This is a genomic window from Burkholderia sp. 22PA0106 (assembly GCF_047497155.1).
Classification (GTDB): Bacteria; Pseudomonadota; Gammaproteobacteria; order Burkholderiales; family Burkholderiaceae; genus Burkholderia.
In genome coordinates this window covers 2,655,286-2,672,358 of record NZ_CP163162.1, presented here as the reverse complement: position 1 = coordinate 2,672,358, position 17,073 = coordinate 2,655,286, and the positions used below count along the sequence as shown (strand labels likewise).

12 protein-coding genes and 1 riboswitch are annotated in these 17,073 nt (G+C 69.3%); of the genes, 10 read left to right on the top strand and 2 right to left on the bottom strand.

The genetic code is table 11. The features are described 5' to 3' along the window. Positions 1-249 precede the first annotated feature (249 nt). The 10 genes from AB4850_RS11440 (at position 250) to AB4850_RS11395 (ending at position 13,518) form a co-directional block, all read left to right on the top strand. Positions 250-1,344 carry a response regulator gene (locus tag AB4850_RS11440; protein ID WP_414439920.1) on the top strand — a complete coding sequence of 365 codons (1,095 nt, stop codon included), beginning with the start codon at positions 250-252 and terminating at the stop codon, positions 1,342-1,344. A gap of 285 nt (positions 1,345-1,629) precedes the next feature. Next, positions 1,630-3,306, top strand: coding sequence for a methyl-accepting chemotaxis protein (locus AB4850_RS11435; protein WP_414439919.1), 1,677 nt, complete (start codon positions 1,630-1,632; stop codon positions 3,304-3,306). Positions 3,307-3,326: 20 nt separating this feature from the next. After that, positions 3,327-3,857, top strand: a complete 531-nt coding sequence (locus AB4850_RS11430; RefSeq protein WP_414442013.1) for a chemotaxis protein CheW — start codon at positions 3,327-3,329, stop codon at positions 3,855-3,857. Continuing rightward, positions 3,854-5,452, top strand: coding sequence for a CheR family methyltransferase (locus tag AB4850_RS11425; RefSeq protein WP_414439918.1), 1,599 nt, complete (start codon positions 3,854-3,856; stop codon positions 5,450-5,452). The genes AB4850_RS11430 and AB4850_RS11425 overlap by 4 nt, the downstream gene beginning before the upstream one ends. Next, positions 5,436-6,143 carry a chemotaxis protein CheW gene (locus AB4850_RS11420; protein WP_414439917.1) on the top strand — a complete coding sequence of 236 codons (708 nt, stop codon included), beginning with the start codon at positions 5,436-5,438 and terminating at the stop codon, positions 6,141-6,143. Before AB4850_RS11425 ends, AB4850_RS11420 begins: the two co-directional genes overlap by 17 nt. Continuing rightward, entirely contained in the window at positions 6,140-8,626 is a 2,487-nt protein-coding gene (locus AB4850_RS11415) for a hybrid sensor histidine kinase/response regulator (protein ID WP_414439916.1), read from the top strand. The genes AB4850_RS11420 and AB4850_RS11415 overlap by 4 nt, the downstream gene beginning before the upstream one ends. Next, a complete protein-coding gene (locus tag AB4850_RS11410) occupies positions 8,623-9,666 on the top strand; it encodes a chemotaxis response regulator protein-glutamate methylesterase (RefSeq protein WP_414439915.1) in 1,044 nt (347 codons plus the stop codon). Before AB4850_RS11415 ends, AB4850_RS11410 begins: the two co-directional genes overlap by 4 nt. 248 nt (positions 9,667-9,914) lie before the next feature. Beyond that, positions 9,915-11,546, top strand: a complete 1,632-nt coding sequence (locus AB4850_RS11405) for a PAS domain S-box protein (protein ID WP_414439914.1) — start codon at positions 9,915-9,917, stop codon at positions 11,544-11,546. Between the two features lie 184 nt (positions 11,547-11,730). Next, a complete protein-coding gene (locus AB4850_RS11400; RefSeq protein ID WP_414439913.1) occupies positions 11,731-11,916 on the top strand; it encodes a CsbD family protein in 186 nt (61 codons plus the stop codon). 146 nt (positions 11,917-12,062) lie between these two features. After that, a riboswitch (Fluoride riboswitch) is annotated at positions 12,063-12,131 on the top strand. An 82-nt stretch (positions 12,132-12,213) separates the two neighbouring features. Beyond that, positions 12,214-13,518: a chloride channel protein gene (locus AB4850_RS11395; RefSeq protein ID WP_414439912.1), complete on the top strand. Its 1,305-nt coding sequence runs from the start codon at positions 12,214-12,216 to the stop codon at positions 13,516-13,518. 41 nt (positions 13,519-13,559) lie between these two features. Here the strand turns inward: AB4850_RS11395 and AB4850_RS11390 are convergent, their stop codons facing one another. Both AB4850_RS11390 and AB4850_RS11385 read right to left on the bottom strand, forming a co-directional pair. Continuing rightward, on the bottom strand, positions 13,560-14,495 hold the full coding sequence (locus tag AB4850_RS11390; RefSeq protein ID WP_414439911.1) for a lysostaphin resistance A-like protein: 936 nt from the start codon (positions 14,493-14,495) through the stop codon (positions 13,560-13,562). 516 nt (positions 14,496-15,011) lie between these two features. Next, positions 15,012-16,940, bottom strand: a complete 1,929-nt coding sequence (locus AB4850_RS11385; RefSeq protein WP_414439910.1) for an ABC transporter ATP-binding protein — start codon at positions 16,938-16,940, stop codon at positions 15,012-15,014. Positions 16,941-17,073: the final 133 nt, after the last annotated feature.

The window sequence follows — 17,073 nt, the reverse complement described above, 5'->3', positions numbered from 1 at the left end:
CGGTTTTTTTCGCCCGGACGGCCGCCCGGCGGCAACCGCGCTTTGCATATCGCGTGCCCGATTCATCTCCCTAGCAAGCTAAATTCATAAAAATCATTTAAAATCATTAGCTTATATTTCCCAATAAGAAACAATGCCGTCTAATTTCGATGATTCACTCTCAGGAGTGATTCAGGGAAGAACGGACGGCTGCCCGGCGTCGCGCCGTAGTGGTTTCTCCGGGCGGGATGTGACGGCACACGGGATGCAATGAACGGAACAACAGATACGCACCACGACGAGTCGCAGGAGCCGGGTATTTCGGTGCTGCTCGTCGACGATCAGGCGTTCGTCGGCGAGGTGATGCGCCGCCTGCTGGCTGCCGAAACGGACATCGCGCTGCATGTCTGCGTCGACGCGCACGCGGCGCTCGAGGTGGCCCGCGCGGTGCGGCCGACCGTAATCCTGCAGGATCTGGTGATGCCCGATACCGACGGGCTGGACCTGGTGCGGGCCTGGCGCTCCGACACGGCCACGGCGCAGGTGCCGATCATCGTGCTGTCGATCAACGACGATCCGGTGGCCAAGCGCGAATCGTTCCTCGCCGGCGCCAACGATTACCTCGTCAAGCTGCCCGACCCGATCGAACTGATCGCGCGGATTCGCTACCACTCGAATTCCTACCGCATGCTGCGCCAGCGCGACGAGGTGCTCGATTTCCTGTCGCACGACATGCGCGCGCCGCAAAGCTCGATCCTCTCGCTGCTCGACACCTACCGTGCCACGCATGGCGAGGTGCCGCTGCTGTTCGAGCGCATCGAGATGCACGCACGCCGCGCGCTGGCGCTGGCCGACGGCTTCATCCAGCTCACCCGCGCGCAGTCGGGCAAGCTGCTGACCGAAATCGTCAGCCTCAACGAGGTGCTGCTCGATGCGGCCGACCAGCTCTGGGAAAAGGCCGGCAACACCGGCAGCCGGATCAGCGCCAACGTGCCCGAGATCGAATGCCTGTGCATCGGCGACCGGATGATGCTGACGCGCGCGGTGGCCAACCTGATCGACAACGCGCTCAAGTACGGCCCGCCCGGCGCGGAAGTGCGCTGCCTGATCGCCGATGACGGCGACGCCTGGCTGGTGGGCGTGGAAGACGAAGGCGAGGGCATCGCGCCCGAGTTGCGCGCGAGCGCGACCGAATCGTTCGTGCGGCTCACGCGCGGGCCGGGCACCCAGCGCGGCGGCTTCGGGCTGGGCCTGGCGTTCGTGCGCGCCACCGCCACCAAGCACGGCGGCGAGATCCTGATGCGCTACACGCCGCGCGGTTTCATGACCGGGCTGGCGCTGCCGAAGGTACGCCCGGCGTCCTGACGTCGCGGCCCGACCCAGCCCGACTCGGGCCGCGTTCGGGCGTCGCCTTCCGGGCCGTCGTCGCCCATCCTTCGTTGTCCCCTGCAATCATCTGCCCCCTTCTTCGAACCGCCCGCCCCGTCAGGCGCTGCGCCGCCGCCACGGCGGGCCGGTCCGGGCTGTTTCACGGGCGATAAAGACAGTACACTCGTGCTGGCTCGCGCCGCCCCGGCGCGGCGGCCGCCATCGGGCCGCCCGCGCCGCGCCGGCTCCTGAACGTATCTGCTGACAACCCACATCGAAAACATGGCCAACGTGTCGCCCCGCGCAAGCACCGAGACTTCCTCCCCGTCCGCCGGCTCGCGGATCACGCTCGGCAATCGGATCCTGCTCAGTTTCGGCGTGCTGTTCGTGCTGATGCTGATCATGGCGGGCTTCTCCTATACGAAGCTGCGTCTGATCGACGAAGAGACGATCAACATCGAACGCGATTCGCTGCCGGGCGTGTACCTGGCCACCTCGCTGCGCGCCGCCGCGAGCGAGTCGTACACGGCGATGCAGCGTGCGATCTTCGTCGATCCCGATACGGCAACCGCCTATCGCGATCTCGACCGCATTCCGGGCATGCTCGAATCGTTCGAGAAGCTGTCGCTGGAATACCAGAAATCGACCTACCGCGAGGACGACCGCGCCCGCTTCGGCGCGTTCCGCGCGGTGTACGAGCGCTACCTGCCGTTGCTGGCCGATGCCGTGCAGAAGGCGCGCGGCGGCTCGCACGCCGACGCGGTGGCCGCCTACGGGCGCGTCACGCCGGTGTGGGAGGACGTGATCCGCAGCGCCAACGTGCTGGTGACCGAGAACCGCACGTTCGCCGACCGCTCGGCGCAACTGATCCGCGAATCGGTGTTCAGCACCCAGGTCACGCTGGCGACGGTGGTGACGATCGTATTGCTCACCTCGCTGCTGCTCGGCTGGCTGCTGTACCGCGCCGTGATGCGGCCGATGTTCGAACTGGTGGGCGTGCACGACGTGATGCGCACGGGCGACCTGACCCAGCGCCTGAACATGCGCCGCGGCGACGAGTTCGGCATGATCGAGACGGGCTTCAACCGGATGGCCGACGAACTGACCACGCTGGTCTCGCAGGCGCAGAAATCGTCGCTGCAGGTCACCACCTCGGTGGCCGAGATCGCCGCCACCTCGCGCGAGCAGCAGGCCACCGCCAACGAAACGGCGGCCACCACCACCGAGATCGGCGCGACCTCGCGCGAGATCTTCGCCACTTCGCGCGATCTGCTGCACACCATGAACGAAGTGTCGTCGGTGGCCGAGCAATCGGCCTCGCTGGCGGGCATGAGCCAGGCCGGCCTCACGCAGATGGGCGAAACCATGCGCAGCGTGATGGAGGCGGCCGGTTCGGTGAACGCCAAGCTCGCGATCCTCAACGAGAAGGCGCTCAACATCAACCAGGTGGTGGCCACCATCACCAAGGTCGCCGATCAGACCAACCTGCTGTCGCTGAACGCGGCGATCGAGGCCGAGAAGGCCGGCGAATACGGCCGCGGCTTCGCGGTGGTCGCCACCGAAATCCGCCGCCTCGCCGATCAGACCGCCGTGGCCACCTACGACATCGAGCAAACCGTCAAGGAAATCCAGTCGGCGGTGTCGGCCGGCGTGATGGGCATGGACAAATTCTCCGAGGAAGTGCGGCGCGGCATGCTCGACGTGCAGCAGGTCGGCTCGCAACTCTCGCAGATCATCAACGAGGTGCAGACGCTCGCGCCGCGCTTCGTGCTCGTCAACGAGGGCATGCAGACCCAGGCGAGCGGCGCCGAGCAGATCACGCAGGCGCTGTCGCAACTGTCCGAGGCCGCGCAGCAGACGGCCGAATCGCTGCGCCAGTCGTCGCAGGCGATCGACGACCTGACGCTCGTGGCCAGCGGTCTGCGCACCAGCGTGTCGCGCTTCAAGGTCGAGGCGTGAGCGCCGAGGCCCGCCACGCGATGCTGTTCCTGCTGTTCGAACTCGATGGCGCGCGCTACGCGCTCGACGTCAACGACGTCGCCGAAGTGCTGCCGCTCGCCGAAACCAAGGCGATTCCGGGCGCGCCGGCCTGGGTGGCCGGGGTGCTGATTCATCGCGGCGAGCCGCTGCCGGTGATCGACGTGTCGCAGCTCGCGCTCGGCCGGCCGGCCGCGCAACTGCGCTCGACGCGGCTGGTGGTGGTGCGCGTGCGCATGCCGCTCGACGGCGATGCCGAGCCCGCGGCGGCCGACGGCGAGCGCCTGCTCGGGCTGATCGTCGAGCACGCCACGCAAACCCAGCGCTTCGAGCGGGCGGCGTTCCGCGACGGCGGCATCGATACCCCGCACGCGCGCTGGCTCGGCCCGGTGATCGACCATGCCGACGGGGTGGTGCAGTGGGTCGCGGTGCGGCATCTGCTCGGCGCCGAGGCGCGCGCGCTGCTGTTCGCGGCCGCCGCGCACGCCGGCGAGGATGCGCCGTGGCACGGCGTGTCCGGAGAACGCGCATGACCAACGAACTCGAATTGCGTTTCCACGCGTGGTTGCTGCGCGAGACGGGCATCGATCCCGATTCGCTCGGTGCCGATTTCGTCGCGCGCGCGCTGGCCGAACGGATCGGCGTGATGCTCGGCGGCGCGCAAACCGATGCGTTGCTGGTCGCGCAGCGTGCGCGCAACCTGTCGGACGCCGATCTCGACGCCTACTGGAGCCTGCTGATCGGCTCGGCCGAGGAGCAGCGCGCGCTGATCGAGCAGTGCGTGGTGCCCGAAACCTGGTTCTTCCGCGAGCGCGAGGCGTTCGTGACGCTGGCCGCGCAGGCGCTCGAACGCTTGCGCGCCGAGCCGCTGCAGCCGGTGCGCGTGTTGAGCGCGCCGTGCTCGACCGGCGAGGAGCCGTATTCGGCGGCGATGGCGCTGATCGATGCCGGCATCGAGCCGGCCCGGCTGCGGATCGACGCGCTCGACATCAGCGCCCGCGCGATCGCCCATGCGCGGCGTGGCGAATATGGCCGCAACTCGTTTCGCGGCCACGCGCTCGAATTCCGCGCCCGCCATTTCGAGCCGATCGCTGACGGCTGGCGGCTCGACGAGCGGATTCGCGCCTGCGTGCAGTTCCGCCGCGCCAACCTGCTCGAACCGGGCAGCCTTGGCGACACGCGCTACGACTTCATTTTTTGCCGCAACGTGCTGATCTATTTCGACCGCAGTTCGCAGGAGCGCGCGATGCGTGCGCTCGACGCGCGCCTGGCCGACGACGGCCTGCTGTTCGTCGGCCCGGCCGAAACCGGCGTGGTGATGCGCCAGGCTATGAGCTCGGCCCGGATTCCGCTCGCGTTCGCGTTTCGGCGTGCGCGGGAGAGCGAGGGTTTGTCGTTGCTGTCGGGCGGTTTGGTTGAGCGGCCGTCGCCGTCCGCGCCGGCTGCCGGTGCCGCGCGCATCGGCGTGGCCGGCAAGCCGGTCGGCGACGCGACCGCGCTCTGGCGGCGCGCGCAGCCAGAGCGCTCCGCGAGTCAGGCGGGCCAATCGAGCCAATCGAGCCCATCGGGTCAATCGGGCACCGCGATCGGCACGGCGTTCGCGTCGGGTGCCTCCGGTGTCATCGGCCGGCCGGGGCTGGCGCCCGCTGGCGGTGCGAGCGCAGGCCTCGGTGCCGCCAAACGGCCCACGCCGGCAGGCGCAAGCGCCGCGCCGCGCCCGGCCGCCCCTGCCGCGCCCGCCTTTGCCGCCACCGCTTCGCGTGCCGTTACCACTCCCGCCGCCGACCCGCTCGACGCCGCGCGCGCCTTGGCCGATGCCGGCAATTTCGCCGCCGCCGAACGCGCCGTGCTCGACGTATTGCGCGCGGTCGGCCCGAGCGCGGACGCCTATTACCTGCTCGGTCTGATCGACGACGCGCAGGGGCGGCCGAGCGCCGCCGAGCATTACCGCAAGGCGCTCTATCTGGCGCCCACCCACCGCGAGGCGCTCACGCATCTCGCGACGCTGCTCGACATCGCCGGCGATCACGACGGCGCGCGCTGGCTGAAGGAACGCGCACGCCGTGCCGACGCGCAGGCGGCCGGCCACGCCCAACCGGGAGGACGCCAGCATGCACGACGCCGTTGATTCGACGCACCCGGCGGGTGCGTTCGACGATTGCTGGAACCGCATCGGCGTGCGCGGTGATCAGTCTTGCGAACGATTGGCCGAAGTCGGGCGCTGCCTGAATTGCCCCGTCTACGCGCGCAACGCCGCGCGCCTGCTCGATCGCCCGCTGTCCCGCGACGAGCTGGCCCAGGCCGCGCGGCGCGATGCCGCCGCGCCGTCGCGGCAGGCCCGGCCCGAGGGCGACGCCCAGCAGTCGGTGCTGGCGTTCCGGGTTGGCGACGAATGGCTGGCGCTGCCCACGCCGGTGGTCCGCCAGATCGTCGACGACCGCCCGGTGCATTCGCTGCCCGACCGGCGCAGCCGCGCCGTGCTCGGCATCGTCAACGTGCGCGGCACGCTGCGCATTGCCGTCTCGCTGGCCCGGCTGCTCGAACTCGATGCCTCCGCCGCACCGCGCGCCGCCGACACCGTGCGCTCCACGTTCACGCGGATGCTGGTGGTGGCGCATCGCGGCGAGCCGGTGGTGTTCCCGGTCGACGAAGTGGAGGGCGTGCTGCGTTTCAGCGCGGCCGAGCGCACGCCGCCGCCGGCCACCGTCTCGCGGGCGGGCGTCGCGCTCACGAGCGCGATGTTCGCCTGGCGCGGCAGCATGATCGGTCTGCTCGACGAAGACCGCCTGTTCGATACGCTGTTGCGGAGCCTGCGATGAGTCAAGACGACGATCTGAGCCGGCAATCGCTGCTCGACCTCTATCGCGAGGAAAGCGAGAACCAGACCGAGGCGCTGTCGCGCCAGTTGCTCGCGCTCGAACACGGTGCGCAGGACGCGGCCGCGTTCGAGGCCTGCATGCGCGCCGCGCATTCGCTGAAGGGCGCGGCGCGTATCGTCGGCGTGCCGCAGGGCGTGGAGATCGCCGGGCGCATGGAGGATTGCTTCGTCGGCGCGCAGCGCGGCGAGCGCGTGCTCGGCGCGAGCCATATCGATGCGCTGCTGATGGGCGTCGATCTGCTGGTGCGGGTCGGCGATCCGCGCACGGCGGCATCGGTCACGCCGGCCGAGATCGATACGTTCGCCGTGGCGCTGGCCAATGCCGACGAGGCGGGTGGTGCGTCGTTCGCGCCGACGCCGCCGCCGGTGCCGTCCGTGCTGCCGGGCGGGCCGTTCGATTTCGGCGAACCGCTCGATCCGTATGCGTCGTCGGTGCCGCCCGACCTGGCCGCGCAATTGCGGCTCGACGCGCCGCTCGTGCCCGATGCGCCGCGCGGCCTCGGCGAGCACGGCGGCCTGTATGCCTCGGAGCCGCCGTTCGAATCGTCGGTGCCGCCCGATCTCGCCGCGCAGTTGCGCTTGAGCGAACCGGCGCCCGCGGCTGCTGCTGCAGCCTCCATCGCACCGTCCGAGCCGCTCCCCGAGCCGTCCACGCCCGAGCCGTACGACACGGGCGACGCCGGCCAGATGCGGCGCGTGCGTGCCGACAGCCTGAACCGGCTGTTGAGCCTGTCGGGCGAATCGCTGGTGGAATCGCGCTGGCTCAAGCCGTTCGCCGATTCGATGCTGCGCATCCGTCGCTCGCAACACGACGCGGCGCGCGCGCTCGATTCGCTCTACGACAAACTGGCGGACGATCTCGACCCGAACCACGAGGCCGCGATCAACGAAGTCCGGCAGATGCTGAACGATCTGCAACGCGCGTTCGCCGCGCGCATCGACGATCTCGACCGCTTCGAGCGGCGCAGCTCGCATATCGCCGAGCAGCTCTACGACGAGGCGTTGCAATGCCGGATGCGGCCGTTCGGCGATGCGACGCGCGCCTACCCGCGCGTGGTGCGCGATCTGGCGCGCTCGCTCGGCAAGCGCGTGCGCTTTTCGATCGTCGGCGAATCGACCCAGGTGGATCGCGACATCCTCGACATGCTCGACGCGCCGCTCGGCCACCTGCTGCGCAACGCGCTCGACCACGGCGTGGAAACGCCCGAGGTGCGCCTCGCGCGCGGCAAGCCGGCCGAGGCCAGCGTCACGCTGGAGGCGCGCCACAGCGCCGGCTCGCTGCTGGTCAGCGTGTCCGACGACGGCCCCGGCGCCGATCTGAGCGCCGTGCGTGCCGCGATCGTGCGGCAGCGGCTGACCGACGAGGCCACCGCCGCGCGCCTGTCGGACGCCGAGGTGCTCGAGTTCCTGCTGCTGCCCGGCTTCTCGATGCGCGAGCAGGTGACCGACGTATCGGGGCGCGGCGTGGGCCTCGACGCCGTGCACGAGATGGTCAAGCGCGTGCGCGGCGCGGTGCGGATCTTCAACGAGCCGGGGCAGGGCATGCGCATGGTGCTGCAACTGCCGCTGACGCTGTCGGTGATCCGCAGCCTGCTGGTCGAGGTCGGCGGCGAGCCGTATGCGTTCCCGCTGGTGCACGTGCGGCGCGCGCTCGAACTCGAACGCAACGGCATCGACGTGCTCGAAGGGCAGCAGCATTTCGCGCTCGACGGGCGGCGCGTGGGGCTGGTCACCGCGCATCAGTTGTTCGATGCCGGCGAGCCCGACGCGGCGAGTTCGCGCACGGCCGTGGTGGTGATCGGCAACGAGCCGGAAACCTACGGCGTGGCGGTCGACCGCTTCCTCGGCGAGCGCATGCTGGTGGTGCAGCCGCTCGATCCGCGCCTGCAGAAGATCCGCAACATCGCGGCCGGCGCGCTGCTGGAGAACGGCGATCCGGTGCTGATCGTCGACGTGGAAGACCTGGTGCGCTCGATCGACAAGCTGATTCGCGGCGGCCAGCTCACCAAGATCCGCCGCGATGCCGCGCACACGCTCGCGCAGCGCCGCAAGCACGTGCTGGTGGTGGACGATTCGCTGACGGTGCGCGAACTCGAACGCAAGCTGCTGGAGAAGCGCGGCTACGCCGTGACCATCGCGGTGGACGGCATGGACGGCTGGAACGCGATCCGCAGCGAGAGCTTCGACCTGGTGGTGACCGACATCGACATGCCGCGCATGGACGGCATCGAGCTGGTCACGCTGATCAAGCGCGACCCGGCGTTGAAGGGGGTGCCGGTCATGATCGTGTCGTACAAGGATCGCGACGAGGACCGCCGGCGCGGCCTCGATGCCGGCGCGGATTATTATCTGGCGAAAGGCAGCTTCCACGACGAGGTGCTGCTCGATGCCGTGCACGATCTGATTGGAGACGCCGCCTCATGAAAATCGGAATCGTCAATGATCTGCCCCTCGCGGTGGCGGCGCTGCGCCGCGCCGTCTCGCACCGGCCCGACCACCGCGTGCTGTGGGTGGCCGCCGATGGCGAGCAGGCGGTCGATTTCTGCGGGGCGAACCCGCCCGACCTGATCCTGATGGATCTTGTGATGCCGCGTCTCGATGGTGTGGAGGCGACGCGCCAGATCATGGCGCGCTCGCCGTGCGCGATCCTGATCGTGACGGCCAGCGTGGACGCCAACAAGGCCAGCATCTACGAGGCGATGGGCGCGGGTGCGCTCGACGCGGTCGATACGCCCACGCTCGCGCAGGGCATGCTGGCCGACGCGTCGCAGCCGTTGCTGGCCAAGATCGACCAGATCGGCCGGCTGCTCGCCACGCGCGGGCCGGTGCCGGCGCCGGCGGGCGTGATGGCGCCAGCGTCGGGGGCCACGCCGCTGGTGGCGATCGGCGCCTCGGCGGGCGGGCCGACCGCGCTGGCCGCGCTGCTCACGCCGTTGCCGGTCGATTTCCCGGCCGCGGTGGTGATCGTCCAGCACGTCGACCAGGCGTTCGCGATCGGCATGGCCGAATGGCTCGACGGCTACACGGCGCTGCCGGTGCGAATCGCCCGGCAGGGCTGCGCACCGCAGCGCGGCGAGGTGCTGCTGGCCGCCACCAACGATCACCTGCACCTGACCGCGCGCGGCCTGCTCGATTACACGCCGCATCCGGCCGAAACGCCTTACCGGCCGTCGGTCGACGTGTTCTTCCAGAGCGTGGTGGACCACTGGCGCGCCGATGCGATCGGCGTGCTGCTGACCGGCATGGGCCGCGACGGCGCGCTCGGCCTCAAGGCGATGCGCAGCAAGGGCTTCTACACGATCGCGCAGGACGCGGCCACCAGCGCCGTCTACGGCATGCCGAAGGCGGCGGCCGCGATCGACGCGGCTACCGCGATCCTGCCGCTCGATCGCATCGCCGAGCGGATCGCGATGCAGTTGCCGCGCGGCGCGCGCGTCGTGACGGGCGGCAGGCAGGACCGCTGACGCGGCGAACGACGGAACGAGGCATTAGCGCCACGCAGCATCCGCGCGGCGGCCGGCAACAGATTCGGTTACGAATTCGAACCGGATTTCGCGAACCGGGCCGCCGCGCGATGGTCAGAAAGCACGAACGGGGCGATGCGGAGCAGATCCGCATCGCCCCGCCTTTTTCAGCCGCACGGAAGCCGCCGCGCGCCGCCGATCGGGTCGGCGCAGCCGGCCGCCGCGGCGCACGAACGGAACCCGACCCGATGAACGAAGCCGCCAACGAGCCGCGCCCCGCGCCTGCCGACGAGCAGGCGCTGAAGACGCACACCGACCGCCGCCAGTTGCACCAGATCATCGCCGGCCTGACCGAGGGCGTGATCCTGGTCGAGCCGGACCAGCGCATCGTGTGGGCCAACGAGGCCGCGCTCGCGATGCACGGCGTGGCCACGCTGGCCGAGCTGGGCGCGGACGTGACCGAGTACCGCGAGCGCTTCCGGCTGCGCGACACCAATCACGATCCGGTGCGCCAGGGCCAGTATCCGATCGATCGCGTGATCAGCGGCGAGCAGTTCAGCGACGTGACGGTCGAGGTCGAATCGGCCGCCGACGATTCGCTGCGCTGGGTGCACCGGATCCGCAGCCTGGTGCTGACCAACGCGGCCGGCGAGCCCGATTGCCTCGCGCTGGTGCTGCACGACGCGACCGAATGGGCCAGCGCCGAGCAGCGTTTCGAGCGCACCTTCAACGCCAATCCCGCGCCCGCCGCGATCTGCCGCCTCAGCGATTTCCGCTACGTGAAGGTCAACCAGGGCTTTCTCGACATGATCGGCCACCCGCTCGACGACGTGATCGGCCGCTCGGTCTACGAACTCGACGTGTTCGACCGCGCCGAGCGCCGCGAGCTGGCGATCGAGCGGCTCGGCGACGGCATGACGATCCCGCCGATGGAGGCGCTGCTGCGCCGCGCCGATGGCGGCGACCACGCGGTGATCGTGGCGGGCCAGCCGATCGACATGGGCGAGCACGCCTGCATGCTGTTCACGTTCACCGATCTGCAGCCGCGCAAGCTGGCCGAGATCGCGCTGCGCGAAAGCGAGGAGCGCTTCGCCAAGGCGTTCCGGATGGCGCCGGTGGCGATGGCGATGCTGACCGCCGGGCGCTTCGAACTGCTCGACTGCAACGACGCGTTCGTGGCGATGACGGGCCACGCGCAGGCCGACCTGCTGGGCCGTTCGGCCGAGGAACTGGGCCTGTGGGCCGAGCCGGGCGCGCAGCGCGGGATCGCCGACACGCTGGCGCGCGACGGCATGGTGCGCATGCACGACGTGCGCGTGGTGACCCAGGACGGCGACGTGCGCGATTGCGTGGTGTCGGCCGACGCCGTGGCGATCCACGCACAGGATTGCCTGCTGCTCGCGCTGCTCGACATCAGCGATCGCAAGCGCACCGAGATGGAGCTGATCCAGGCGATCGAGACGGCCATGCAGGATGCGTCGTGGTTCAGCCGCACGCTGATCGAGAAGCTTGCCAACGTGCGCCGCGCCAAGGCGCCCGATGCGGGTGGCCAGTTGTCCGATCTGACTTCGCGCGAGCGCGACGTGTTCGACCTGCTGTGCCACGGGCTGCCCGACAAGGAGATCGCGAACCGGCTCGGGCTCGCGCCGAACACGGTGCGCAATCACGTCTCGACCATCTACAACAAGCTCGATGTGCACAGTCGCGGCGAGGCGATCGTGTGGGCGCGCGAGCGCGGCATCGTCGGCGCGGCCGAGCCGGCTCCGGCAGCCGGCGCGCTCGATGCGTCGGGGGCGGCGGCCGGCGTGTCGGTGCGCCAGGCGGGGCCGGCGGGTGCGGTCAAGGCCGGCCGCGCGGCCCGCAAGCGGCCCGCGGCCTGAGTGCGGCGCGCGGTTTCGCCTGGCTTCGGCCGGCAATTCGTTTCTGCCGGGGCCGGTACGAATGCACTAGCGGCCCTGGCCCATCTGCACCTGCCGGGGCGGCGCGGCAGCCGCGAAGATGAGGGTTCCCGGCGCGCGGCCACGGCAGCGCGCCGGTTCCGATGATTCCCTCAAGGAGGCAACCATGGACAAGAATCGCATCGACGGCAAGCTCAAGCAGGTTAAGGGTTCGGTGAAGGAAGCGCTCGGCAAGGTGACGGGCGATCGCAGGACCGAAGCGGAAGGCGTCGCCGAAAAGACCGAAGGCAAGTTGCAGGAAAAGGCGGGTCAAACCGCTGACGCGATCCGCAAGCATACGAATCTGCACTGACGCATCCGCGGCGTCCCGCAGTAACGAAACGGCCCCGCCTCGCGATGGTTTGCGAGGCGGGGCCGTTTTGATTGGTGCGGATGTGGCATGCATGCCGAATCGGGTCGAGAAAGTAAGCATTCCGAAAGTCGGCTCGCGTAGAATCTTCGCTTGCCGGAGATGGCATGCCTCCGTTCCCAACCGCCGGTCAGCCGGCTGATGATGCCTACGGATCCTGGGTACAGGAGGTCGTAGGCCGTCTTGAGCACAAGCGGCGTCCTGTCGCCCGGGTTTGATGTCCTGTCGAACCTGAACCCCATGAAAGCATTCGAATCCGTCGAGCAGTTCGCCATGTTGCGCGCGCTCGGCCGCTGGATCGCGCTGTCGGCCCTCGTCGGCGCGCTGGCGGGCAGCGCATCCGCACTGTTCCTCGCCCTGCTCGATCTCGCTACCGGCACCCGGCTCGCGCATCCCTGGCTCATCTGGCTGCTGCCGGCCGCCGGCTTTGTTACCGGCTGGATCTACCTGCGCATCGGCAGCAGCGTCGAGGCCGGCAACAACCTGTTGATCGACGAGATCCACGATCCGGCGCGCGCGGTGCCCACCCGCATGGCGCCGCTGGTGATGCTCGCCACCGTCGTCACGCATCTGTTCGGCGGCTCGGCGGGGCGCGAAGGCACTGCCGTGCAGATGGGCGGCGCGCTGGCCGATCGCGTCGCGCGCGTGCTGCGAGTGGACGCCGACACGCGGCGCATCCTGCTGATGGCGGGGATCGCGGCGGGCTTCTCGTCGGTGTTCGGCACGCCGCTGGCGGGCGCGGTGTTCGGGCTGGAGGTGCTGGCGATCGGCCGGCTGCGCTACGACGCGCTGTTCCCGTGTCTTGCGGCGGCGGTGGTGGCCGATGCCGTGTGCCACCTGTGGGGGATTCGTCATCCGGTGTATCCGGTGCCGTTCGTGCCGGCCGTCGGCATCGCGACGGCGGCTTCGGCGATCGTCGCCGGCATCGCGTTCGGCGTGGTCGGCATGCTGTTCGCCGATGCGACGCACGCGCTCGGCGCGCGCTTCAAGCGCTGGATTCCGTACGGCCCGCTGCGGCCGGTGCTGGGCGGTGCGATCGTCGCGCTGGCCGGCGTGGGGCTGGCCGTGCCGCAGTATCTCGGCCTCGGCATCCCGACTATCGAGGCCGCGTTTCGCGGGCCGCTGCCGGTGCAGGATTTCGCCGGCAAGTTCGCGTTCACGGTGGTGACGCTGGCGTCGGGCTTCAAGGGCGGCGAGGTCACGCCGTTGTTCTATATCGGCGCGACGCTCGGCAACGCGCTGTCGCATCTGCTGGCCCTGCCGTTGCCGGTGCTGGCGGGGCTCGGCTTCGTCGCGGTGTTCGCGGGCGCGGCCAATACGCCGATCGCCTCGACGATCATGGCGGTCGAACTGTTCGGCGCGCCGATCGGCGTGTTCGCGGCGCTGGCCTGCGTGGTGGCGTATCTGTTCTCGGGGCACACCGGTATCTATCGCGCGCAGCGGATCGGCCACGCCAAGCATCCGTGGCTCAGTGCGGGCGGGCGGTTGGCCGATCTGGCGTTGCAGCGCGCGAGTGCGAAGCCCGGGGCGAGCGGGAAGGGGTGAGCGAGCGGGGGGAGGCGGGGCGGCCGATGTTCATCAACGAATCACCCCACGCGCCGCGCCGCCGCATCTTCACCCGTGCCCGGCAGCACGCGCCACGCCACCCACGCGAGCGCGCCGAGCGCCGGAAACACCAGCACGCTGCCTTCCGGCCCGACCGTGCCGCCGCTCCACCACACCGGGCCGATCGCATGGCTCTCGAACAGGCTGACGTTCGGGAGCAGGCCGCTGGTGGGCGCGCCGAACAGGAACGATTCGGACCAATCCCAGCCGGCGTGCATGCCGAACGCCCACCACAGCGAGCCGGTGCGCCAGATCGCGAGGCAGGCCACGAACCCGTAGATCACCACCGGCACGATCCCGGCCATGTTCTCGCCGTGATTGAACATGTGCGACAGCCCGAACGCGACCGAGGTCAGCACGGCGGCGGCCGACGGATGCAGGCCGCGCGCGAGACGGAAGAACAGATAGCCACGGAACGCCAGTTCCTCGGCCACGGCCACCACGGCGAACGCCAGCGCCCACACCAGCCCGGCTTCGAGCGCGGCCAGCGGGCTCATGCCCGAATAGACGAGCGTGGCGCCACCGGTCGAGGCCAGCAGCGTCATGATGACGGCCACGGCGACCAGCCCGCAGGCGCCGCCGAGCAGCAGGTGCCGCAGCCGCCGGGGTGCGCGCAGGCCGACGTCGAGCCACGAGCGGCGGTCGATGCGGCTCATCACGCGGGTGGCGATCAGCACGGCCGCGCACATCGCCAGCTCGAACGCGAATTGCTGGCCGGCAGTCAGTTCGCCTTCCATCCGGAACGGCAGGTCGAGGCCGCGCGCGGCGCCATCCACGCCGAGCATCAGCACGGCGACGATCGCGGCATACAGCAGCGCGGCCCAGCCCGCACGCAGCCCCTGCGGGCCGAACCACAGGTGTCGGAAGCGGAACGGCGGGATGGCGCTGGGTCGGTCGGCGTGCATCACGTCTTTCACCGGTAATGACCTTGTCTTTTGAATGCAGTGTTAACGGCAATCGATTCGCGTGTAGGCCTTTTGAAGGCATTGAATTGCGAATCGGCGAGTTCCGTGATTATGTGGATTATCTGCGCCGCTGGGTATAGCGCAGCGCAAATCAAATTGGATTTACGCGGCATCGTATCGTCCTTGCGACGCATGACTTGCGCGCGCATCGATAAAATTTTAGGAGATACCGCAGCCGATAGCCAATGCGCTGTCGAACCCGGGCAAGGGTTTGGCATTATTTTCGGGATATTTATAAAGTCGAAAGCGAGATGAAACTGAATGGCAAGCTAATGGCAAAGCCTTGCGTAAAATGCGTGCATTATTGTCGTTGAAATGTGCAAATTTGATTATTGTTTTGACCGATGCATTGCCGCCTCGTGACGGCAAGACAATTGAAAGCCGAATCGCGAAATATCGGCCATGTGCACGACGGCGCTCCCGCGCCAGAAAAAGCGGGGCGGCGGATCGCGTCCGCCGCCCCGATGCTTACGACGTGCCGAACGCCGTGCCTTGCAGTCGGCTCGCGTCGTCGGCCCGCTGCGCGTCGGCCTTGCCGGCGGAATCGGCCGCATCGAGCGAATCGAGCGCCTCGATGCCGTAACCGCCCGTCTGCTCGATCAGCCCCTTCGCGAGTTCCAGCGCCTGCCGCTCGAACAGCCGCCGGTAAACCCCGCCTTCGAGCCGGATCAGCGCATCGTGATCGCCTTCCTCGATCACCTGGCCGCGTTCGAGCACCAGCAGGCGGTCGAGCGCGCGCACCGTCGACAACCGATGCGCCACCACCAGCGTGGTGCGGCCCACCATCAGCCGTTCCATCGCCTGCTGGATCAGCAGCTCGCTTTCGCTGTCGAGGCTCGAGGTGGCCTCGTCGAGGATCAGGATCGGCGCGTCGGCCAGGAATGCGCGCGCGATCGCCACGCGCTGCCGTTCGCCGCCCGAGAGCTTCACGCCGCGCTCGCCCACCAGCGTGTCATAGCCTTCCGGCAACTCGCTGATGAAGCCGTGCGCGCTGGCCTGCATGGCCGCGCGCACGATCTCCTCGCGGCTCGCGCCGGGCCGCGCATAGGCGATGTTGTCGGCCAGCGAGCGGTGGAACAGCACCGGCTCCTGCTGCACGATCGCGATATGGCTGCGCAGCGATTGCTGCGTGACCTGCGCGATGTCCTGCCCGTCGATCAGGATGCGGCCGCCCTCGATGTCGTAGAGCCGCTGGATCAGCTTGATGAACGAGGTCTTGCCCGAGCCGGAATGGCCGACCAGGCCGATCCGCTCGCCCGGCGCGATGCGCAGCGAGAAATCCGAGTAGAGCGGCGCCTGGCGCGGCCCGTAGCGGAACGTCACATGATCGAAGCGGATCTCGCCCTTGCCGATCGCGATCGGCCGCGCGCCGGGCGCATCCTCGATGCCGAGCGGCTGGCGCTCGAGCGCGACCAGTTCTTCCATGTCGTTGACCGAGCGCTGCAGGTTGCGGATATGCATGCCGATATCGCGCAGGTAGCCCTGCAGCATGAAGAACATGGTCAGCGCGAACACGATGTCGCCGACGCTCGCGCGATCTTGCGACCACAGCCACAGCGCCGCGCCGAGGATCGCCGCCTGCATCAGCACCAGCATCGCGCCCTGCACGCCGCCGCTGAGCGTGCCGCGCACCCAGGTTCGGCGCGTGCGCCGCCGCCATTTGCCGATCACGCGGCCGATCCGCGCTTCCTCGCGCGTTTCCGCGCCGAACGCCTTGACCACCGGGTTGCAACTGATCGAATCGGCCAGCGCGCCGCCCAGCCGCGTGTCCCAGAAGTTGCCGAGCCGCGCGGCCGGCGCGATCACGCCGAGCGACAGCGCCACCGTGACCGCGATGTACAGCACCGAGCCCGTGCCCACCACCAGCCCCATCACGGGCCAATGCCAGCCGAGAAGCAGCGTCGCGCCGCCGAGCATCATGACCGACGGCAACAGCGCCAGCAGCAGCGTGTCGTTGAGCAGGTCGAGCGCCCACATGCCGCGCGTGATCTTGCGCACGGTCGAGCCGGCGAAGCTGTTCGCATGCCAGTCGGTCGAGAAGCGCTGCACGCGATGGAACGCGCCGGCCGAGATCTCGCTCATCATGCGCAGCGTCAGCGTGATGACGTTCATGTACATCGCCTGGTGCAGCACCGTGACGGTCACGCCGAGCGCCAGCAGCACGCCGAACGCGTGCAGCGCCGCGTTCCAGGCCGCGGCGCGGTCGTGCAGGCCGAGCGTGACCGCGTCCACCAGGTGGCCGGCGAACATCGGGGTGAGCACGTCGCCGAGCGCGGACAGCATCGCGCAGCCGACGACGGCGAGGGTGCGCGCCGGTTGGCGGCGCCAGTGGCGGAAGGTGAAGCCGAGCACGTCGTTGAACGGACGGCTACCGTGACGATCGGTGTGTTGGATCATGGGTCGTGGCCTGGTGGGCATTGTGTGCGCCAGGATTTCTCGGTGGTCGATGAGTCAGCGAAACAGCGGGCCGTCGGTGCCGCCTTGGCATCGTGACGACGGATGCGTGGCGGTGGCGCGATCACCGCAACGG